General features: G+C 40.8%; 22 protein-coding genes, 3 pseudogenes and 1 riboswitch. Of the genes and pseudogenes, 18 read left to right on the plus strand and 7 right to left on the minus strand.

Features of this window, described 5'->3' with window-relative positions:
* Nucleotides 1-111: 111 nt before the first annotated feature.
* A complete protein-coding gene (czrA, locus tag AXI57_RS12110) occupies nt 112-444 on the plus strand; it encodes a Zn(II)-responsive metalloregulatory transcriptional repressor CzrA (protein ID WP_061670199.1) in 333 nt (110 codons plus the stop codon).
* A gap of 45 nt (nt 445-489) precedes the next feature.
* Here czrA and AXI57_RS12115 read toward each other — a convergent pair whose 3' ends face one another.
* On the minus strand, nt 490-1,020 hold the full coding sequence (locus AXI57_RS12115) for a CcdC protein domain-containing protein (protein ID WP_003325820.1): 531 nt from the start codon (nt 1,018-1,020) through the stop codon (nt 490-492).
* Between the two features lie 171 nt (nt 1,021-1,191).
* On the opposite strand from AXI57_RS12115, the gene AXI57_RS12120 reads away from it, so the two are divergent.
* The 10 genes and pseudogenes from AXI57_RS12120 (at nt 1,192) to AXI57_RS12155 (ending at nt 8,748) form a co-directional block, all read left to right on the plus strand.
* Entirely contained in the window at nt 1,192-2,130 is a 939-nt protein-coding gene (locus AXI57_RS12120) for a helix-turn-helix transcriptional regulator (protein WP_061670200.1), read from the plus strand.
* Between the two features lie 62 nt (nt 2,131-2,192).
* On the plus strand, nt 2,193-2,678 hold the full coding sequence (locus AXI57_RS12125; RefSeq protein ID WP_061670201.1) for a GyrI-like domain-containing protein: 486 nt from the start codon (nt 2,193-2,195) through the stop codon (nt 2,676-2,678).
* Nucleotides 2,679-2,750: 72 nt separating this feature from the next.
* Nucleotides 2,751-3,467 carry an MBL fold metallo-hydrolase gene (locus tag AXI57_RS12130; protein WP_061670202.1) on the plus strand — a complete coding sequence of 239 codons (717 nt, stop codon included), beginning with the start codon at nt 2,751-2,753 and terminating at the stop codon, nt 3,465-3,467.
* A gap of 3 nt (nt 3,468-3,470) precedes the next feature.
* Nucleotides 3,471-4,031 (plus strand): TetR/AcrR family transcriptional regulator, encoded by a 561-nt coding sequence (locus AXI57_RS12135; protein WP_061670203.1) that lies wholly within the window; start codon nt 3,471-3,473, stop codon nt 4,029-4,031.
* Nucleotides 4,032-4,151: 120 nt separating this feature from the next.
* Entirely contained in the window at nt 4,152-4,319 is a 168-nt protein-coding gene (locus AXI57_RS21745) for a hypothetical protein (protein ID WP_169800242.1), read from the plus strand.
* 140 nt (nt 4,320-4,459) lie between these two features.
* A complete protein-coding gene (locus tag AXI57_RS12140; protein ID WP_010788901.1) occupies nt 4,460-5,182 on the plus strand; it encodes an AraC family transcriptional regulator in 723 nt (240 codons plus the stop codon).
* 62 nt (nt 5,183-5,244) lie between these two features.
* The gene (csaA, locus tag AXI57_RS12145; RefSeq protein ID WP_010788900.1) at nt 5,245-5,577 is read left to right on the plus strand and encodes a chaperone CsaA; all 333 of its coding nucleotides are present in this window, start codon (nt 5,245-5,247) and stop codon (nt 5,575-5,577) included.
* Between the two features lie 804 nt (nt 5,578-6,381).
* Nucleotides 6,382-6,485 (plus strand): annotated as a pseudogene (locus AXI57_RS22490) (RNA-guided endonuclease TnpB family protein); the annotation flags it as partial.
* Between the two features lie 143 nt (nt 6,486-6,628).
* Complete coding sequence (locus AXI57_RS12150) at nt 6,629-7,558, plus strand: ArsR/SmtB family transcription factor (protein WP_061670204.1); 930 nt, start codon at nt 6,629-6,631, stop codon at nt 7,556-7,558.
* Entirely contained in the window at nt 7,555-8,748 is a 1,194-nt protein-coding gene (locus tag AXI57_RS12155) for an MDR family MFS transporter (protein ID WP_061670205.1), read from the plus strand. Before AXI57_RS12150 ends, AXI57_RS12155 begins: the two co-directional genes overlap by 4 nt.
* Nucleotides 8,749-8,983: 235 nt before the next feature.
* On the opposite strand, the gene AXI57_RS21390 is transcribed toward AXI57_RS12155, so the two are convergent.
* Nucleotides 8,984-9,073, minus strand: coding sequence for a putative holin-like toxin (locus tag AXI57_RS21390; protein WP_081250971.1), 90 nt, complete (start codon nt 9,071-9,073; stop codon nt 8,984-8,986).
* A gap of 7 nt (nt 9,074-9,080) precedes the next feature.
* Between AXI57_RS21390 and AXI57_RS20930 the strand changes: the two are divergent.
* A pseudogene (locus AXI57_RS20930) lies at nt 9,081-9,496 on the plus strand (DinB/UmuC family translesion DNA polymerase); the annotation flags it as partial.
* Nucleotides 9,497-10,047: 551 nt separating this feature from the next.
* Here the strand turns inward: AXI57_RS20930 and AXI57_RS12165 are convergent.
* Together AXI57_RS12165 and AXI57_RS12170 are read right to left on the minus strand one after the other, a co-directional pair.
* On the minus strand, nt 10,048-10,644 hold the full coding sequence (locus tag AXI57_RS12165; protein WP_061670207.1) for a TetR/AcrR family transcriptional regulator: 597 nt from the start codon (nt 10,642-10,644) through the stop codon (nt 10,048-10,050).
* Between the two features lie 8 nt (nt 10,645-10,652).
* Entirely contained in the window at nt 10,653-11,402 is a 750-nt protein-coding gene (locus AXI57_RS12170; protein ID WP_061670208.1) for an alpha/beta fold hydrolase, read from the minus strand.
* A gap of 558 nt (nt 11,403-11,960) precedes the next feature.
* On the opposite strand from AXI57_RS12170, the gene AXI57_RS12175 reads away from it, so the two are divergent.
* Together AXI57_RS12175 and AXI57_RS22560 are read left to right on the plus strand one after the other, a co-directional pair.
* Nucleotides 11,961-12,164, plus strand: coding sequence for a bacteriocin-like WGxF protein (locus AXI57_RS12175; RefSeq protein ID WP_061670209.1), 204 nt, complete (start codon nt 11,961-11,963; stop codon nt 12,162-12,164).
* A 13-nt stretch (nt 12,165-12,177) separates the two neighbouring features.
* Nucleotides 12,178-12,312 (plus strand): annotated as a pseudogene (locus AXI57_RS22560) (YolC/YozM family protein); the annotation flags it as partial.
* Between the two features lie 341 nt (nt 12,313-12,653).
* On the opposite strand, the gene AXI57_RS12180 reads toward AXI57_RS22560, so the two are convergent.
* Nucleotides 12,654-14,711: a molybdopterin oxidoreductase family protein gene (locus tag AXI57_RS12180; RefSeq protein WP_061670210.1), complete on the minus strand. Its 2,058-nt coding sequence runs from the start codon at nt 14,709-14,711 to the stop codon at nt 12,654-12,656.
* Nucleotides 14,712-14,860: 149 nt separating this feature from the next.
* Nucleotides 14,861-14,952: riboswitch (SAM riboswitch) on the plus strand.
* A 47-nt stretch (nt 14,953-14,999) separates the two neighbouring features.
* On the opposite strand from AXI57_RS12180, the gene AXI57_RS12185 reads away from it, so the two are divergent.
* From AXI57_RS12185 to AXI57_RS12195, 3 genes are all read left to right on the plus strand, one after another.
* Nucleotides 15,000-16,076, plus strand: coding sequence for a 2-hydroxyacid dehydrogenase (locus AXI57_RS12185; protein WP_174522091.1), 1,077 nt, complete (start codon nt 15,000-15,002; stop codon nt 16,074-16,076).
* Nucleotides 16,077-16,092: 16 nt separating this feature from the next.
* Nucleotides 16,093-17,571 (plus strand): FGGY-family carbohydrate kinase, encoded by a 1,479-nt coding sequence (locus tag AXI57_RS12190; protein ID WP_061670212.1) that lies wholly within the window; start codon nt 16,093-16,095, stop codon nt 17,569-17,571.
* Nucleotides 17,572-17,672: 101 nt separating this feature from the next.
* Entirely contained in the window at nt 17,673-18,911 is a 1,239-nt protein-coding gene (locus AXI57_RS12195) for an RbtT/DalT/CsbX family MFS transporter (RefSeq protein ID WP_061670213.1), read from the plus strand.
* Between the two features lie 290 nt (nt 18,912-19,201).
* On the opposite strand, the gene AXI57_RS12200 is transcribed toward AXI57_RS12195, so the two are convergent.
* Nucleotides 19,202-19,708, minus strand: coding sequence for a DinB family protein (locus AXI57_RS12200; protein WP_061670214.1), 507 nt, complete (start codon nt 19,706-19,708; stop codon nt 19,202-19,204).
* A gap of 253 nt (nt 19,709-19,961) precedes the next feature.
* Complete coding sequence (locus AXI57_RS12205) at nt 19,962-20,267, minus strand: DUF948 domain-containing protein (protein WP_003325839.1); 306 nt, start codon at nt 20,265-20,267, stop codon at nt 19,962-19,964.
* A gap of 157 nt (nt 20,268-20,424) precedes the next feature.
* Here AXI57_RS12205 and AXI57_RS12210 point away from each other — a divergent pair, with 157 nt between their 5' ends.
* Nucleotides 20,425-21,141, plus strand: a complete 717-nt coding sequence (locus tag AXI57_RS12210) for a 3-ketoacyl-ACP reductase (protein ID WP_061670252.1) — start codon at nt 20,425-20,427, stop codon at nt 21,139-21,141.
* Nucleotides 21,142-21,324 lie beyond the last annotated feature (183 nt).

The raw sequence follows: 21,324 nt of genomic DNA on the forward strand, positions 1-21,324 counted from the left end.
GTTTGAAACATAAATTTAAAATAAGAAATGAAAGGTCAAAAACTCTCCGCAGTTTGCATGAATCCGCTTTTGTTATATGATTGAAATAATGAAAAAAGAAAGGTGAGGCACATGACTGGATTTCAAGACATGGACAGAATGGAAGACCCTGCAATTGATTTGGATGAGGAGACGTTATTTCTTGTTGCTCAAACTTTTAAAGCGCTCTCTGATCCAACAAGAATCAGGATTCTTCACCTGCTTTCTCAAGGCGAGCATGCTGTAAACGGTATTGCGGAGCATTTGAATTTGCTGCAATCAACCGTTTCTCACCAGTTGAGATTTTTAAAGAACCTGCGTCTCGTCAAATCGCGCAGAGAAGGCACATCAATTTATTATTCTCCCGAGGATGAGCATGTATTAGATGTACTTCAGCAAATGATTCATCATACCCGCCATGACTAAAAAAACTTCTTGCTTAAGTGACAAACTTTAAGCAAGAAGCCGTGATCAGCCATATTGGCTGGTCTGATTTTCATCGTCATCATGTCGGGTCATTTTTAAAACAAATGAGGAAAATCCGATATAATACACCGCAATCAGAAAAAAAATACAGATTGTCAGAGGGTCCGTTCCGATTGTCTGGCTGTATGAATCAGGGTTTTTTAAATCTGGATGGGCAAGGTACAGTTCTGAGACGCGATACAGAAATCTCGACAGAAATAAGGATAAGAGTATGAGTTCAACCCAAATATGGGTGCGAAAATAAATCTTTCCCCTGCGTTTTTCAAACGAGATATTTCGTTTAGCGAAGAATACGAGCAGGAAGCCGCCAAGGATACCGAGAGTGAGATACGCGTACAAAAATGGATGAGTCAAGCTGAAAACGGCGAGGCCGCCCGCAAATAATGAAAAAAGAATGACTCTTATAAAAAGCCAGCGAGGTCTTAGCGGCTGATATCCGATGGACCGCTTAATTTTTTTATACAGAAAAAAGACAATAATCATGACAGGGCAGACGCTTTGAAGTGTAAGATGCATGATGAGAAATCCCCTCCGTTGAGTAGTGTATGCTTATCCGTCTGCAAATAGTAGTCTTCATAAAAGACCTATTGAAGCAAAAAAGAGGCAGGACCCGGCTTTATCACAATATGCGCGCCTTTCTTCATTTGCATAAGAGATGTGCCCGGGCTGTCGAAAAAGGGGCACGATATGAAACTTGAACGTATTTTAGCTATTGTTGTGCTGTTAGTCAGTAAAAAACAAGTTCAGGCTGCTGAGCTTGCTGACTTGTTTGAAGTATCTGTCAGAACCATTTACCGTGATGTTGAGACGATAAGCCGAGCGGGCATTCCGATTGTAACGGCTCAAGGAAACGGCGGGGGAATCAGCATAATGGAAACATATCGGCTGGAGCGTCAATGGCTTAAGGAGGAGGAGCTAGCCGCGATTGCTTCTGCTCTTCAAAGTGTTTCTTCTATGTATGAACCGGCTTCTAACAATGACGCCTTTGAAAAAATACAGCACCTTGTTCCAGAGCAGGATTTAGAAACATTTAAGCGGCAAACCGAAAAGTGGTTTATTGACATGACCGCCTGGGGTGATACGAAGCACCAAAAAAAGCTCGTAGAGGAACTTAGCGCAGCAATTGACCGTACATCTACAGTGTCTTTTACATATACAAACGCAAAGGGAGAGACAAGAACAAGAGAAACGGAACCTTACACAATGGTATTTAAAAGCGGGCATTGGTATCTGTATGCTTACTGTTTAGCAAAAAAGGATTTTCGTTTTTTTAAGCTCCAGCGAATGAAAGAACTGGCTATTCTTCAGAAATCATTTGATAGGAAAAATATTCAGCTGAAAACACTGCCTTGGGATGCCAATTGGTATCAAAAAGATCGTTTAACTGACCTCCTGCTTTTCGTATTGCCCCCCGCTCAGCAGCGTTTTAGCGAATGGTTTGGCGAAGATTCCCTTCAATTTGATGAAAGCGGAAACTGCAAAGCCGTTATTTCACTGCCCGAAGATCAATGGCTGATCGGTTTTTTACTGCAATTCGGGAAGGAAATTGAAGTGCTGAAACCGCTCCATATCCGAGAAAAAGTGAAGGATACGATCAATCACATGCAAATAATATATGAAACCTGACACGGTGCTGTCAGGTTTCTTTTTTTATACTGTAGATACTTTGGAAAAAGAGGAGAATGCACATGAGTTTTTCACATTATGTACAAATGGAGCAACAGCACTTTATCGGAATGTCAGTAAGGACAAGCAATGCATTGGAAATGACTTCGGAGGGGAAAATTCCGCGACTGTGGAACTCATTTTGGCAGGAAAATCCGCAAGGCATCTTGGCTGAACCCCCTGAGGATAAAAAAATCATCACCTTATATTCAGACTATGAACAAAAAGAGCATGGTATGTACACGTTCTCAATCGGAACGTTTACAAATCAGGCAAGAAAAGTGTATGAACCATTTAAAGAAAACACTTTACCGTCTTCAGCGTACGCCGTGTTTTCGTCAAGAACTGGACCGATTGATGAGGTTGTGCTTGAAACGTGGAAAGAGATTTGGTCATGGGAGAAGCGTCATTTGCGCACATTCTCAGGCGATTTTGAAGTGTATGATCAAGGTGCTGTTGCATTTGGGCAAGCGAAGGTAAAAATATATATAGCAGTGAATTTATCATAAAAGGCTTGTAAAACTAATGGCATTAGTTATAATAAAACTAACGACATTAGTTTTCGAGGGGGATAAAAAAATATGAGAATCATACAACATCAATCGGTTTGGCAGCTGACCTTTTTTCCAAAGCTTTTTCCCGTCAATTGTTATTTGGTCGAAGAAGCGGATGGATTAACACTGATCGATACAGGGATGCCGAACAGCTTTAAAGGCATTTCAGAAGCGGTCAGCCGCATTGGAAAACCGCTGAACAAAATTTTGCTGACTCATGCCCATAGTGACCATGTCGGGTCACTTGATACATTGGCCGCAGCATACCCACACGCACAAAAAATTATATCAGAACGGGATTCGTTCTTATTACAGGGGGACGTAACATTGCGGGATGATGAACTGCAAACGCCTATAAAAGGAGGCGTGCCGAAAAACATAAAAACAACACCTGATCTTTTGGTAAAAGGCGGTGAGCGGATCGGTTCTCTGCTTGTCATTCCAACACCAGGGCATACCCCAGGAAGCATATCTTTTTTTGACGAAAGAAATGGTATTCTGATAGCGGGAGACGCGTTTCAATTGCGAGGAGGAATTGCTGTTTCCGGGGATTTGAAATGGTCATTTCCTTTTCCGGCGTTCGCGACTTGGAACAAGGAAAAAGCCATTAAAAGCGCACAAATTCTAATTGACACAGCTCCTAGCTGTCTCGCAGTAGGACACGGAGAGCTTTTGCATAGTCCAATAACATTTATGAAGCACGCGCTTCAAAATGCGAAGCGCCGTCTTACGAAAGGAGAATGAGTGATGTCACCGAGAATGGGGATGAACCTTGAAATTATCATAGACGCAGCAGCTGAGCTTGCAAATCAAAAAGGCATGAAGGGAGTCACACTGTCTACGCTTTCAAAGAAATTAAATGTGCGTCCTCCGTCTCTTTATAACCATGTCAGCGGACTGCAAGGCATTCAAGTTGAGCTTTGTGTGAGCGGATTAGAACAGCTTTATGAACAAATGTCTTCCTCCGTCCGTGGACTGACAGGGGAAAAAGCGCTTCTTGCCTTAGCAAACGCCTATATTGACTTTGCACATTCAAGCCCCGGACTTTATGAGGCCTCCTTGCTGAAAGTTTCCGATGACAGGACAGAAGAGCTGTCAGAGCGAATTGTGCAGCTTGTCGTTCAACTGCTCACTCAATTTGGCTATGCCAATGAACAGACGGCCATTCATGCGGCGAGGGGGCTAAGGAGCATGCTGCATGGATTTGCCGTCCTAATGAGACAGCAGGCGTTTGAGCTTTCACAAGATATTTCGGAGAGCTTCTTATTTTCAATTCGGACATTTGCAGAAGGCCTGCAGAAATATTAGTATGTCGTAATAATATTATGTAAACTGAGTCTTATTTTGAATAAGGCTCTTTTTGTTTAAGACATATATTTCTGAATATTGTATAATGACAATATTCAATTGCAGGGGAGACACTCAGAGTTGCAGCCCAATAAACATAAAGTACAACAATTAGCGGCAGCTTTATGGTCTGCGCATATTCAAGAAAAGCTCGGTGAATGGGTGCTCACAGCGAATTTCGGTGCAACAAATTGTGGTGCAAAGCGCCATCGGGGAAAGAGAGCGGGAAGCCAGCTTGTCAGAGTCTAAACAGATTGGTCAAAGGCCAATGGCGCTCCACATAATACTTTCATGTAACGAAGAAAATCAACCTGCCATTTCTCTGTATCATAGACTGTTTTCAGTTATATCCAAACATCATTACCGCATAAAAAAGGATGGAGAATGAAATGGACACACTGCAAAATATTACTTGTGAAAAAAGGACCTATTCACGCCTCTATCATTCACATAAACACGAATTCAGCCAATTTTTATTCCCGCTTGAGGGCCATATTGATCTTGAAACAGAAGAACAGCGGGTGAAGTTAACGCCAGAGCATTTTTTGTACATTCCGCCTGAGTGTGAACATCGCTTTCGCTCCATCGGCAGAAACGAATGCTTGGTTCTGGATATTCCATTACACGTCATGAACATAGAGCATCATGATATGGCTTCTGGGCTAGAAGCCAAAGTGGACCCCTTTTGGTCCTCAATCCGCTATTTGCTGAAGGAGGAAGCGAATAGTAAGTCATCACATACCCTGCACCTGCTTGTTCAATACATAACGGAAAAAATACAAACGTATTCCCACTCGTCTATCGCATACATACACAGTCATTTATCGGAAACTTTGTCTATTAAAAAACTGGCGGAACTCGAACATTATCATCCGGCGTACTATTCAAGCTGGTTTAAAAACCGTACAGGAAAAACACCGCAAAAATACATTGCCGACCTTCGGCTTGCGGAAGCGAAAAGAATGCTGGCAGAGAAAAATGAACCGCTTACTGCCGTGAGTCAGAAGCTCGGTTTTCAAAACCCTTCTTCATTTACAAGGTGGTTTGCAAAATCGGCGGGAATGGCTCCGCGAGACTACAGAAACATCTTTCATTCGGATAAAATGTTCTGATATATGGTAAAGCGCAGGATGTGTTTTTCTTTTTATAATAAGAAGAAAAAGGAGTGATTCAGATGGCATCAATTGAAGATTTTTTAGCCCTCGATGTCAGGACAGGCACGATTGTGAGAGCAGAGGAGTTTCCGGAAGCGCGAGTGCCGGCCATTAAGCTTGTGATTGATTTCGGCGAAGAAATTGGTCTAAAACAATCAAGCGCGCAAATTACGAAACGCTATCAGCCGGAAAACTTGATCGACAAGCAAGTCACAGCTATTATCAATTTTCCGCCCAGGAGGATCGCAGGATTCAAATCAGAAGTGCTCGTCCTCGGCGGCATTCCGGAACAAGGCGACGTCGTCCTGCTTGCGCCCGAACATCCCGTTCCCAACGGAACAAAAATAGGATAACATAAAAAAAGACGTTTGCCCGAAAGCAAACGTCTTTTGCGTATTGAGGCGATGTACCACACGCCACATTCGTGTGCGCCCGCAAAGGGCATGTCCATCGGCTTACACAATTCAGCTCATCGCTATATGAATATAGCATGGAAGAAGATATTTAGCAAGTTTTTATTGATTTCCATGTTTGAAATGGTCTAGTAGGACCGAATATCATCGAAGAAGATAAGCAGAAATTTCAGTTTGATCGTTTATTTGTATGACAGTATTTAGTTGATATATGTAATTGAAATCAAACAGTGACCTAGAGTGCAATAAAGAAAACGGTAAAAATGTTGATCAACAAAAATACTAAAAGTAAAAGCGGACACAAGGAATTCCTGGTGTAGGGGTTTATGATGTCGGTAAAGATACTGTGACAGGGTTATGAAATCTCGTTACTAAGCCTGATGAGGTCTTTGAAGGGATTGTAGGAGCAGTTGCTTATCCAGTTGACATGTAAAAATGGGAACTCAGGAAAATGATGGAAGAAAGGCTGTAGTCCTTCACTTGGTGTCTATTATCATGTTGATTTAATAATGTCTGACTTCAATAACTGGATAGATGGTGGAAGGAAGTCTTAATATACAAATAGCATTTTTTAACCTTGCAAAGAGCCAAAGACGGCTCTTTTTTTGTATTAAGCAACAAAGATTACGAAAAGAGCCTTTTCATTTTAATTGAAATAACATTTTTAACATAGCCAAATTGCGGGTTTTGATTGAGACTGGTGCTAATCAAATTTTAGATTATTAACAAGGGTTTATGAACTTATTCATTTGGTTGAAAGAAGACAGTATCGCAATGAAATTTTCAATGAAAAACCTTGCCGATTCGTATTCATGTTTTTCAAGAAACAAAATGAGGCCCCTTCGTTTTTATTTTTTCGTTTACATCGATACAAAATGTACTGCTAAATGGCCTAATTAAGAATGACAGTTTCTATTTATTTTTTGATTGACTAAACCAAAAAGTAGCATTAGAATTTAATCATAAATGAAAAGAGTTCGAAGGTGATCGAATGGAAAGAAATTATTCTGTATTAATCGAATATTCCCCAGCCTACGAGTTGATTATTAGTTTGTATACATATATATATAATAAGAATTTAAAATCTATAAAACTGGGAAAAGACTGGGTTGAAGAAACAAAGCTCAAGCTTCCTACCCGATTTGCTCTTGAACTTGAAGATGAACGTTGGGAGATATTGCACCGAACCGTGTTACTGATTTCTCAATGTCCAGAGAAAAAAACCGTTGAAGAGTTTCTAGATTGGTTAGAAGAGCTTCCGGCTGGGGAGCTATATGAAAGACTTTCCCCTTGGGTTAGCTCTATTCCTTTAAATTTAGGAGAAGTCCGTGATCGAATTTTATATCTCTTAACAGAATGGAATACACATTACTTTAAAAGCCTAGATACCGGGATTCTTGATTACCTTCAAGAAGAAGTAAGGTTTAGACAAGAAGAGGCCCAAACCTGTAGTCCTATAGATCTCATTGAGCAGGTAACGAATGGGATGAGAGTAGAACCTACCGATCAGTTAAAACAAGTTATACTTATTCCCCAGTATCATTGTTATCCAACAACGGTGATGGATTATTTCCGTGGAATGGCTACTTGTTTATATCCCATTAAGGAAACAATAACGTCAAAAGAGGAATCATCATTAGTTATACTTCAGCTTACTCAATGTTTAGCTGATGAAAAGCGTCTGGGTATTTTAAGCTATATTGCTGAAAAGCCTCGAACTCTAATCGAGATTCATCAACATATAAAACTAGCCAAAAGTACTGTACACCACCATATCACCATTTTGCGAAAAGCGGGGATCATCCGTAGTCATTTTATCGATCATTCAACTCCCGCCTATTACAGCTTAAGAGAGAGCTTTATCGACAGATTAAATACAGAGTTAAGGAGTTTTTTATTTAAAAAGGGAGACCTCTTATGAATAAATTGAGGAAGTATTTTCAAGCATATCATCCCATTGTTCATATTATGATGTTGGGAACAGTTTTTATTTCTTTAACAAGTTCGATGAGTATCCCGTTTTTAGCTATCTACCTTAGTGAAACTTCGCAGCTTGATTTTGCCACAATCGGACTCATTATTGGAGCTGGACCTCTGGCAGGTACCTTTTGTGGTTTTATAGGTGGCTTTCTTTCGGATTTTTTCGGAAGAAGGAGATTGATGATTATTTCATTACTGGTTTTAGCTATCGTTTTTATTGGATTTGTTTATATAGAAAGTCCATTGTTCCTCCTCTTTTTAAGCATTTTAAGAGGGGTGTCTACCTCCTTCTTCAACACAATATCTAAGGCTCTTATAGGGGATTTAACACCTGAAGACCAAAGGTTCAGGGTGTTTTCTACTCGGTATTCGGCTATGAACCTGGGTTTTTCAATCGGTCCTATGGTGGGTGCTTTTCTTGGAATAGGAGGGAGTTCTATTACCTTCTTACTAACTTCATCTGTTTACTTGGTTTATTCCATTATCCTTGTTTTCTTATTTCAATCTTTTAGCGTTCAACAGAACACGGAGTTAAATGCAGAAAGAATTAGCTTAGCCCAGGCATGGAATGTTGTAAGAAGTGATAAAGTCTTGTTCTTTTTCATTTTAGGAGGAATCATGCTGACGACTGTGCATGGACAGATTTCCGTTCCCCTTTCCCAGTATTTAAAGGAGAATATCGTTGACGGTGTAAAATTGTTTGGTTTATTAATGAGTATAAACGGGGTTACCGTGATTATCTTACAAGTTCCATTGACTAGATGGTCTGAAAAGTTTAGTATATTTCATCGAATTATATTAGGGAGTAGTCTGCTTACCCTAGGCGCAGTAGGATTTGCCTTTTCTGCGGGATGGGCAGGATTTATTCTTTCTATGATTATCTTTACATTAGCAGAAATTTTGCTTGTTCCTGCTGAATATACCCAAATTGATCAAATAACTCCCCATGGAATGAGAGGTACCTATTATGGTGCACAAAGCTTTAGTGAATTCGGAAACTTTCTTGGTCCTTGGATTGGAGGAATTTTGCTATCGGCATATGGAGGTACAACGATGTTTCTTACATTAGGGGCTATCTCCATCGCAAGCCTCTTTTTCTTTTCGAAGGGAAGAAAACTGGTAAGAAGATGAGGACTGGGACGAAATTTCAATCGTTTCTTTTAGTGTATTATAATATCACTTCACCACATTGTAGTTATGTGGTACAGTCACCATTTATTTCTTCTAAGAGAAATGCATAATATAAAAAAGACCAGGGTGCTACCAACACCCCGGCATGTACAAAAAGCTGCCCTCAAGGGGCTTGCTAAATAGGTATTCTTGGAATAGACCATTCTCTTAAACTTGTTCAGGGCTCAAGGGAGGTCTATTTTTTATTTATATACGTCAACAGGGCGATTATAAACGACCCAAAAGCAAGCATCAGCATTAATTCTTGAAATGTTGACATAAGCATCATCCCCTTTGGCGCACCTTTAATGCAAGGTGATATCAGTTTTGGTAAGAGTCAGATACTGCTCAGGGGCTACACAAAAAGAGAAGAATCTGTGCTTTTGGAGTTATGCGAAGAAGTGGGAAGAAGAACTCGTACTCAAAATAAAGTGGGAAGAACAATTAGTTTGGGATAGGCTACAGCAAAGACGAGTTTGGCGGAGGATTTCACCGATCAAAAACAATTGATGGCTCTACAAATATCACCATGGATATTTATAAATATTGTTTAATACTCTTCGATAAGTTTTATGAAGGGAAAACAGTGAGGAGTACTTCAGTTACTTTATCTAATATTAAAAATGATGTGAATCAGCAGTTGAGCTTATTTGAAACGGATAACGAGAAGAGAAGGAAATTAGGTTTTGTGATGGTTGGAATAAGAAGCATGTAATGCTTGATAGTTTTAATAAGAAGACAAAAAAGTCTTATTAAAACTATCATTTTATTTATAATTCGAAAAGAATTTTTAAGCTTTTCCCTTCATATGCATAGGAGCCAGCAGAAGAGGTTAGCATTAAATAAGACCCGAAAAACAATGTGTATGGATAAATTCAGTTTGTGCTGTTATTGCATTAATTAGAAGGCCTATGCTGCTATCAGATTTTAAAAAGTTTATTCTAAGAAAGAAGAGAATCTTGTTTCTAATATGGCTTCTCTAGGAGCAACTTTAGGGGACAGAGTTACTGAAGTTCAAACAACCTGGCATGATGTTATCTTATATGTCCATGTATTAAGTTTGAAGTTGCAATAAAGTCATTTAATTTTATTCTCCAAACACACATAACACCGTTCGAAATTAGAACGGTATAATAAAAACAGATGTTTAATTTTCTTTATCCGATATTATTTTTATCAAAATAATCAACAATAAAGTTGTTTAGAAGCAAAGAGTTATTCCGCAATATCACAACTGCTGATATCCCTTATTGATTACTTTTATTCCGAAGACAAGAAGCAAAATTCACGAATCATCTGTATTTTTACTTCTTCAATGGGAAACTGTTGCGGATAAGTAGATATCATTAACATGATCCCTTGAAGCGTGGATGAAAAGTATAACGACCGTTTCCGCGGCTCCTTTACACCCAGCTTTTCGAACATCTCACACTGTAACTCGAACTGTCTGGCACTTTCTTCAATCAGCATATTACTGTATTTGATCAGCTTTTGATCTGCTTCTGGCTGTGTTTGCAGGTGCAGGTAGAAACGGAATAGTTCCGGCTTTTGATAGACGTTATCGATCGCACCTTCTATAATAAACCTAAGTTGTTCAGAAGGTGTCTCAAAAGCGGTCGCACCTTCCATTACCTCAATCAATTCCCCGATTCTGGCTTCGGCCATTGTAGCAAGAAGTTCCTCTTTGCCTTTATAATAATTGTATAGCAGCCCTTTAGATATGCCTGCTTCTTTAGCTACATCGCTAATAGAAGTAGCATGATATCCCTGTTTGATGAATAACCTCATAGCAGCACTACGAATATTCTCTTTGGCTAACTGACGAATTCTTTCATTTTCTTTCTGAGATCTTGGCATGGTAAACTTCAGTCCTCCATAAAGCAAGTAATATGGTGATATAGATTTTCAGGATGGGTGAGCGTTACCATATGATCTGCATCGGCGATTTCAACGAAACGAGCTTTTGGGACTATTCGAAAACAATCTGCAACACGATGGTTATCTTGGAAGTCCTCCTTGCCGATAATGAATAGTGTATCGGCATTCAATTCCTCTAACCTATCAATAGCTGGAGGCTGCGGCCAAATCATTTCAAAAGCTGGCCATTTTAAAATCCGTTTGAAATAATGCCGCTGCATTTGAACCATCAGATTCCGGTGGGGACCGGCCATTACAACATGATATAATGAGGCACTAAGCGAAAGCTCAAGCATCTTTTCTATATCCGGGGCAGCCTCATTAATTTTATTCAAATACGCAGTAAACTCTTGTGAATAGCTAAACCCTGACAAAGCAGGAGCAACCAAAACAAGTTTCGATACTCTTTCAGGATAATTCAGAGCAAATTCAGTGGCAATCTGGCCGCCGAAGGAGTGTCCTATGAGTGCTGCCTTATCGAGTTCTAGATGGTCAAGCAGCGACAGCAAATCTTCAACATAGTTGGTATGCTCTAAAGGGGATGGTGATTTCCCGGTGCCACGTCCATCAAAAGTAACGACCTTATAGTGCTTGGCTAGAAGAGGTGTTAAAAATTTCCAATCTCGCAAATCAGCACCCCCACTGTGAAGAAGAACGACAGGATGCCCGTTTCCATTAACCTCATAATACAAATCCATTGCAAACCCTCCATTCAATTACAATATTTAACACTACTTTATTATTGAATGAACGTTTAGTCAATGGAAAAATGAAGTTCTCATAAAGAACACCACTCATTACACTTCTTACCCACAATACGCTTATAAACTAAAACAAGCGTGCGGATACTGATATTCCATATTCAAACAATTTTATAAACGGCTTTTTTGCAAATTAAACAACTTTATTGGCACTTTACATTAAGAGAGAAAGCGTGCCGGAAGCTGAAAGACAGATACGTTTTTTTATGTCCAAGAGATTCAGGAGTCTTATGAGAGATGAAGAATCTAACTAAAACAGCAGTTTTAAAGAGAAAAGGAGAGTGAAAAACCATTGAAATAGATGGATCTGACGCAACATTGTGTCTTAATAATATTGGAGATGTATTAGTACAACTTATTTTTATATAAACTAAGACTTGCCAAGCTGAAAAAATTTCACCACCAATATTAACATAAAGGAGATTCTTTAAAAGTGTTGAATAAATACAAAAAAAGGAAGTTTGAATTTTTCATTATGAAAGGAGTTTGTGGTGAATGAAACATATTAGATTTTCATTATTAACTAGTGTCCTGCTTATTATTGCGGGGATTGTTCACAGAATCATTATTAGAATGTTTAATATTCCGTTTGAAGGACTTACATTCTGGAGTGGATTTGTGGGGGTTTTCTTTGTAATTGCTTTAATATCTTCTCTGCTATTCAATATCTTTAAAGTCGCTGACAGAGTAGAAACATAAACCAGCCAAAAGTGAGGAAAAACTCTGGCATTATTTAGATGAGAATTTGTCTAAGGAAGCAAAAGAAAAATATGAAATTGAGATATTTAAAAAGGATATTATAGTTTTAGAAAAAGAACATAACAAGTATCTGGAGAGTATGAAATAAAAGCCTCTTATATTGAGAAGGGGCTTTTCATATTCCCTTTTCTTCGGTCATCGGTCGATCGAACCATGGGAAACCAAATACATCAATTATAGTCGACATTATCTCGATTTTTACTTATTTCTTTTGTATTTCTTCAAAGGAAAGAGTAATGCCAGATCGAAAAACTTTGAAATCTTGATCAGCTTCAGAAGCCTTATGGTTTTACAGTAAGCGCTTTTTCTATAAATATCGCTGATGCCAGCGCAGGATGGAACCGGGTCGTCACCATTTTTGTTGACAGTGAATAAATCAATAACAAATAACCGCGAGGACAAGATGTCTGACGGTTAATTTGTATACGATCAAATTGATGTGTTTGTGATTTTTTCCACTTGGACTTTTCCTGAGAAAAAGGTTGCGCCGCCGCCCATATCTGACAAGCGGTCCGGTGTAAGTGAGTTGACAAGTTGTTTTTTGTTTGGCTCATCAGCCCATAACCCTTGGCTCACTGTCACTCCCGGAAGGACCTGTTCTCCGACTGAGACGGTTAATTCGCATTCGCCCCGGCTGTTCCAAATGAGGACTCGCTCTCCATCTTCAATTCCCCGTTCTTTTGCATCCTGCGTGTTCATAAAAAGCTTAGGTTCTTTTTCCAGCTTGATATGCTTAGCATTGTTGGAGAACGTCGAATTTAAGAAATTATGATTAGGACCCGGCACGTACATAAGAGGGTAATCTTCATCCTCGGCAAGCGGTATATGAGTCGGCACAGGCGGAAAGCCGTCTTTCTTCATTATGTCAGAATATAATTCTATCTTACCGCTCGGTGTCGGCAGTTTGCCCGGAAACAGCGGTTTATCCCTTTTAGCTTTTATAAATGAATGTAGAATAAGATCTTCGTAATTCAATCCTTCCAAATAAGGATTGTCCGGATGATCAAGCGCTTGGCGAATTAATTCATCGTCCGAATCTTTCAGCTCTTGATCTTCAAAACCCATGGCTTCCGCCAATAATCTGAATACTTCAGTGTTCGGCTTGCTTTCTCCATATCTCTCAATAACCGGCTGCTGAAGCTGAATGTAGTGATGCCAGTAAGAGGTGTAAAAATCAAGATTTTCAAAAGCAGAGGTGGCGGGCAGTATAATATCCGCGTATTTGGCGGTTTCCGTTAAAAATAAATCATGCACCACAACGAATAAATCCTCCCGCATCAGCCCTTCTCTTACTTTGTTGGCTTCCGGCGTTACAATGGCGGGATTTGTCCCATATATATATAGTGAACGGACGGGCGGATCGGTTTCTAAAAGCGTTCTGCCCAGCTGGTTCATATTGAATGACCTTGGCGTGCGGCTTTTCAGCAGGTCTGGACGCTGGAGGGCACGGCTGTTGTATTCCAGAATGCCGCTATTATGCTTGATCGCACCGCCGCCAAGTTGCAGCCATTGGCCGGTAACAGCGGGCAGACAGGCTATCGTCCGAACAATCATGCCGCCATTATCATGATGCTGCAGCCCGTTTCCGATTCTGATAAAAGAAGGAGAAGTCTCACCGTACATTCTGGCAAGTTGATAAATATCTTCCGCGCTGATGCCTGTAATGAAAGAGACATTTTCAGGCGTATACTGTTTGACATGGTCTCGAAGCTCTTCAGAACCCACGGTATATTCAGACAGAAATGCTTCATCATGCATATTTTCTTTAAATAAAATATGCATGATGCCAAGGGCGAGTGCGGCGTCTGTTCCGGGCCGAATCGGAATAAACCAGTCGGCAAGCCGGCCTGTCTGATTTTTATGAACATCAATGACAACGATTTTCGCACCATTTTTACGGGCTTTTTGCGCGAGTGTAATTTGATGCATATTTGTGCTGACAGCGTTTATCCCCCAAAAAATAAACAGCTTTGTATGAATGGTTTCTTCGGGATCTGTTCCTGCACTCACACCCATTGTATATTTATAACCCTCTGAGCCGGCTTTGCTGCAAATGGTGCGCTCCAGCTGGCTTGCGCCGAGACGATGGAAGAAGCGGCGGTCCATGCCTTCCGCGGTTAATTTCCCCATATTGCCATAAAAGCTGTAGGGGAGAATGCTTTCCGCGCCTTCTTCAGCAATGAGGCGTTTCCAGCGTGCGCTGATGGTGCTGATGGCTTCTTCCCATGAAATCGGTTCAAATGCCGCCTCGCCCTTTTTGCCGATGCGTTTCAGCGGAACAGATAATCGTTTTTCATCATAAATGCGCTCAGCCATATTTCGAACTTTATTGCATATATTTCCTTGTGTCACAGGGTGATCCGGATCACCCTGGACTTTTACAATTTTGCCGTCTTTTTTATGGACAAGTAATCCGCACTGGTCCGGACAGTCGAGTGAACATACAGATTTAAAGACTCCATCTTGTTTAGTGGCGAAAGAATTCATGGCCCAGTTCCCCTTATCTTTAGATATATTGTTAGAATTATAAACATTTCACATTATAGCGTCAATTCAGAAAAAAAGATTGACAGCAATGCGTGACTTCTTTATGATGAATTTATTCTTTTAATATGCTGAAAATTTCATATTTTAATTTTCTATCAAGAGAGGTGGAGGGACTGGCCCCATGAAACCTCGGCAACATTATTGTGCCAATTCCAGCAAGCGTAAGCTTGAAAGATAGGAAAGTAAGGTTTATACATGTTTTTTTGCTTTAGCAGAAAATACATATACATGAATCTCTTTCCGTCTGCGGAAAGAGATTTTTTTTATTCAAAAATACTACAACATGAAAAGGAGTTTTGCAGCATGACGGTATTAATTACAGCGCCATACAACGAACATGGCCGAAAGGAACTCGAAGGACTCTTCGGCGCCGTTGTATATCAATCTTGGAAAGGCCGGGGAAGGGCTTTCCGGGAAGACGAATTAATTCAGCTGATCAAGGACACGAATGCGACTGGGTTGATTGCTGAGCTCGATCAAGTAACAGAACATGTATTACAGTCCTCACCGGAGCTTGCGTTTGTGGGCGTGTGCAGAGGAATGCCGTCAAATGTTGATATCAAAGCAGCCACCAAAAGAGGCATCCCGGTCTTTTATACCCCGGCCCGCAATGCCCAAGCAGTGGCGGAAATGTTTATTGGCAATATCATTACATTTCTCCGCCACACAATGCCGTCTAATCAGTGGTTAAAAGATGGAAAATGGAACCGTGATTATTTACAGGCCTATGTTCAATTTAAAGGCAATGAAATCACCGGAAAAACGGTCGGCATGGTCGGTTTCGGGGCAGTAGGACAGAGAATCGCCAAGCTTTTAACTGCATTTGATTGCAAGGTGAAATATTATGACCCGTTTGTGACCCACGACAATCCGCAATATGAAAAAGTCGCGCTTGAGAACATCTTTTCAGATAGCGATATTGTGTCTGTGCATTTGCCGCGTACAGAGGAAACCGCCGGACTCATCAGCCAAACCTATTTTGATCTTATGAAAAAGGACGCGGTATTTGTGAATACATCAAGAGCCGTAGTGGTAAACAGAGAAGACCTCTTGGCTGTATTAAAACAAAATAAAATCAGGGGAGCCATTTTAGACGTTTTCTACAATGAACCGCCGGAATCTTCTGATTATGAGCTGATTTCTTTGCCTAATGTATTGGCGACACCACATTTAGCGGGCGCTACCTACGAAGTGGAAGATCATCACGTCGCTATCATGAACGGGGCACTTAAAAAGTGGAAAACGGAGCAGACGCTCGCGATTCCGACGTTATATAACAAAAAAGAGCTGGAAACAGGCGTATAAAGGAGGAGCTTGCGACATGACATACGAAAAAGGCTATCTCGTATTTGATATCGGAACAGGAAATGCAAGAGTTGCGATTGTCGGGGTCTCAGGTAAGGTTCATCGAATTGAGCGTGAGGATATTGAATATATAACAGAGCCTCTTTACCCGGACAGCCGTTATTTTTCTCCGCAGGTATTATGGGAACAAGTGTCAGGCTTAGCGAAGCGGGCTCTTGCTCATAGCAAAGCTATAGACATTATTGGCATCACTTCAACCAGCCAAAGGCAGGGAATTGTTCTGATTGATAAAAAAGGAACATTATTCCTCGGGCTTCCTAATATTGACAATCGAGGACAGGAGTGGGAAGAAGAGATTGAGCTGAAAGAAGAGGTTTACCGCCGCACCGGACGGCTTCCGACAGCGCTCTTTTCAGCACTGAAGCTTTATGGGTTAAAACAAAGGCAGCCTTCTTTGTGGAAACAAGTCAGTCAATTTACGAGCATCAGCGATTGGATAACGTATAAGTTGACCGGGATCTTGACATACGAGCCGTCGCAAGCAACGGAAACGCTTCTCTTTGATGTAAATCAAAATATATGGTCAGAAGAGCTGTGCGGCATATTCGGCTTTTCACCATCCATCTTGCCGAGGCTGGTGAGAGCAGGCACAGCAATTGGAGAGGTTGATGCACAGCTTGCAAATGAATGGGGGCTTTCGGGAAGTGTGCCTGTCATTACTGGGGGCGGTGATACACAACTGGCTGTTAAGAGCACGGACGCCGTGCCGGAAGATATCGTCATTGTATCAGGCACAACGACTCCTATTATCAAAATCATCCAAGACATTCAAGAAGACGGGCAAAAGCAGGCCTGGCTGAATTGTCATACGGATAAGGGGCAGTGGCTTGTTGAAACGAATCCCGGAATCACCGGACTGAATTATCAAAAATTAAAAACCATTTTCTATCCTAATGAAGGATATGACGTCATTGAAAAAGAAATCTCTTTGCTTACTCAGGAAGACAGAGTTTGTGTATCAGCTCTCGGATCATATTTGTCGACAGAGAAAAACGCGCTTACTAAAGGCGGTTTTATATTTGATGCACCGCTTTCATCTCAATTAAGCAGAGCGCATTTTGTTCGGGCGGCTTTAAAAGAAATTGCGTATTCGATTAAGTGGAATTACGACATTTTAACAGAGGTAGGCGCCACAAGCCGAGATTATGTATGGGCGTGCGGCGGAGGATTTCAAAGCGGTGCCCTGACCCAATATATTGCTAATCTGCTTCAGAAAAAAGTATATGTCAAAGAAGGTTTCAGTCAGGCCTCCGTTGTTGGAGCCGCGGTCATTTGCAATCAAGTTCTCGGCATAAAAGATTCATTCTCAAATATGGTCAAGGTGATTGAGCCGACTGACTTTCAAGAAGAAACTGATCTATATGAAGAATGGAAGAAAACTCAGCGATTTTTTTCTGATTTTTCCGTCTCTTCTGAAAAAAGAGTGCTGGTATAAAGCCCAAAGACAGGTTCAGCCGTCCTTAAGGTTATATACATTCCTTTACTTTAATGAGTTAATTCGATCCATTACTTAAGCATCTATGGGAGGAAACAGATATGTTGCAAAAAATGGGAATACCAAAGCAGCTTGGCTGGGGATTTTTAGGTGTGCTTATCTTTATGATGGGAGACGGTCTTGAACAGGGCTGGCTCAGTCCTTTTTTGATTGAAAACGGGCTCACTGTGCAGCAGTCTGCATCTATTTTTACGGTGTACGGCATTTCGCTCGCCATCGCTTCATGGTTTTCAGGTGTATGCCTTGAAGCCTTTGGCGCGAAACGTACAATGTTTATGGGCTTATTATTTTATATCATCGGAACTGCCGGGTTTATCGCCTTTGGATTCGAGAAATTAAACCTGCCTGTCATGTATATCACATACGTTATTAAAGGGTTAGGATACCCGCTGTTTGCTTATTCTTTCCTGACATGGGTCATCTACCGCACGCCTCAAAAGAAACTCAGCACGGCGGTCGGCTGGTTCTGGATTGCCTATTGTTGCGGGATGTTTGTCTTTGGAGCTTGGTATTCAAGCTATGCCATTAAGGCGTTTGGCTACATTAACACGCTTTGGAGCTCTATTTTCTGGGTATGCCTTGGTGCGTTTTTCGCCTTAGTCATGAACCGTGACCGCTTTGAAAAGAAAAAAGCAAGCAAAGAAGATACAGCAAACGAGCTGTTAAAAGGTGTTACGATTTTAGTGAAAAACCCTCGTGTTTTGACAGGGGGAGTCATCCGCATCATTAACAGCATAGGCACTTACGGATTTCCGGTTTTTCTACCTATGCATATGGCCCAGCATGGCATATCAACAAATGTTTGGCTGCAAATTTGGGGAACAATTTTTCTTGGCAATATTTTATTCAATCTTATTTTTGGAATAATCGGTGATAAATTCGGCTGGAAAAATACCGTCATTTGGTTCGGCGGAGTCGGCTGCGGAATTTTCACTGTGCTTTTGTACTATACACCTGTTCTCTTCAGCGGAAACTTGCTTATCGTCAGCATTGTAGGATTTACCTGGGGCGGACTGCTCGCCGGCTATGTGCCGATTGGCGCTATTGTTCCGACGGTGGCTGGAAAAGACAAGGGAGCTGCCATGTCTGTTTTGAATTTGGCTGCAGGCTTATCAGCGTTTGTCGGCCCGGCACTGGCTTGGATGTTTATCGGACTTGTCGGCGCGGAGGGAGTTGTATGGATCTTCGCTGCGCTCTATTTCGCTAGCGCCGTTATGACAAAATTCATTCAAGTGCCTGAGGAAAAAGCTATAAAAGCGGCTCCGGAGTACGCGTCTTAGTTTTAGTTAAGGTGCCCCTTTTAACGGGGGCATCTTTTTATTTGGACGTAAAGATTTATTCTCCCTTAAAAGATGTCTGATTTGCGGTGAAATCCCGCTGGCAGTTTGCCCAGCAGGATGAGAAGAACACGCTTTGAGAGGTTCTCACCCTTTCTGAAACAAAGGACTGAAGGATAGTGAAACTGCTGATAGGCGTACAGCAGCCCGTATCATTTTGCTGTAGTCATAAAAATAAGTTATTTTATGACTGAGATGGTATGTAAGTTTTGTTACGGGGTCCTCAGTTACTCTCACTTTGTTTTTAAATATAAATAAACACCATAATCTGTCGGGGCAGAAGCGTAGCCAATTTGTCTTAACATAGCTGCAATATTACCGCGGTGATATGTTCCGTGATTCACAACATGGGGCACTAGTTCGGACACACTAATTTTTAAGTCGCCAGAAGGATTCTCAATAACAAGAGGTTTATCTATATGTTCGTCTTGATGAAGGAACGATTTGTATCGTTCTGATAATTCAAAAAACATTGTTTCCATTTCTTCTATTTCTTTTGACTCAGTTTGTTCTTTTAGCTGTTCAGCTAACATCAGTGATTGGTTCAGACTTTTACCAGAAAATACTTCTATCCAGCCAAGATCAGAAAGATAAACATGAGCCAATACATGAGCTATTGACGGAAACACGCTTTGAATTTTTTGACGATAAACATCCTTTGGAAGCTCTTTTAGCCGGTTGAAAATTTGTTGATTTGCCCATCTGTTGTATTCGTACAACTGTAATTCGAGATGTGCCATTTAAAATTCCTCCTTTTCATGTTTGATATCACTTAATACATAAGTATATACGAACTTATGTTCCTTGGGAAGGGTTTTAATAAAAACGGCAGGTTGCCCTTGATTTGAAAAAACCGTGTCACTTCCCGAAGGTAAATGGTTCATGTGTCAAGAAAAGTCGTATAGCGATCACAGTCTTTGAGCAGTTCTGATCTGCCAAAAAAAGCTATCTCATTGTCAAATTGTGTACCTAACAATGGGATAGCTTTTTGTATTACAGTGTGTTTGATTTTTGTGCATTTTTTAGTTCATTTACAGAACGAGGAACTTCTTTTATTTCAGCTGCCGTTTTTTGAAATGTCGTTTTTTTGTACTGAAAATCATTCTGAATCAAAGCTTGGTGATGAGAAAGCTTTTGCGTTTCGGTTTTCAATTCTTCTACATCTTTTTGCATAGAGCCGATCATCACGGTGATATTCTCCAATATCGGATCCATTTTCTTCTTGCTATTCATAACAGAAATTCCTAAAAAAATAACAGAAATCAGTAAAAGTGCAATACTTGCATATACGATAAACATCACATCACTCCTTTCTTCATTATATTATTTTTATTTTTACCCTTGAATGAAAGGTAATAATCCATATGAAGAGCCGCGGGCACATTATTTGCGAATTGCTGAGGATCTGCTTATAATGTGGTATCGTACATATGTAAACAAAGAAAGGGTGCTTCAATTGCAAAGTTTACAAAACAAAACGGCTCTCATCACAGGCGGAGGCAGAGGAATCGGACGCGCAACAGCGCTTGCCCTTGCCAAAGAAGGAGTTAACATCGGGTTGATCGGACGGACTGCCGGCAATGTGGAAAAGGTTGCTGAAGAGGTAAAAGCCCTTGGAGTGAAGGCTTTTTATGCGACTGCTGATGTAAAAGAGGCAGCAGAGGCTGAGCAAGCGGTGGCATCTATTAAAAAAGAACTCGGTTCTATTGATATCCTCATTAATAATGCCGGAATCAGTAAATTCGGAGGCTTTTTAGAGCTGACGCCTGATGAATGGGAAAACATCATTCAAGTGAACCTGATGGGAGTATATCATGTGACACGTGCTGTTCTTCCTGAAATGATTGAACGGAAAACAGGGGATATTATTAATATTTCCTCTACTGCCGGCCAAAAAGGAGCGCCTGCCACAAGTGCGTACAGCGCTTCTAAGTTTGCAGTTCTCGGACTGACAGAATCTCTCATGCAAGAAATGAGAAAACATAATATCAGAGTAAGTGCTTTAACGCCAAGCACAGTTGCGAGTGACATGTCCATTGATTTGAATTTAACGGACGGCAATCCCGAAAAGGTTATGCAGCCTGAAGACTTGGCAGAATATATGGTGGCTCAGTTGAAATTGAATCCCCGTATTTTTATTAAAACTGCAGGTTTATGGTCGACAAATCCGTAAATACATGAAGGCCCGTCTATTGACGGGCTTTTTTATTTGAATTGAATCCGAACCGGAAGATGTTTTACGCCAAACATAAACGGACTTGGAATCGCTTCTAGCGGCTGGCTGTCATCAGAAGCCATTTCGATAGAATCTGGCAATGACAGTAAAGCAGAGAGCGCCGTTTACTATCATGGGAAA

The sequence above is a fragment of the Bacillus atrophaeus genome, assembly GCF_001584335.1.
Taxonomy (GTDB): domain Bacteria; phylum Bacillota; class Bacilli; order Bacillales; family Bacillaceae; genus Bacillus; species Bacillus atrophaeus.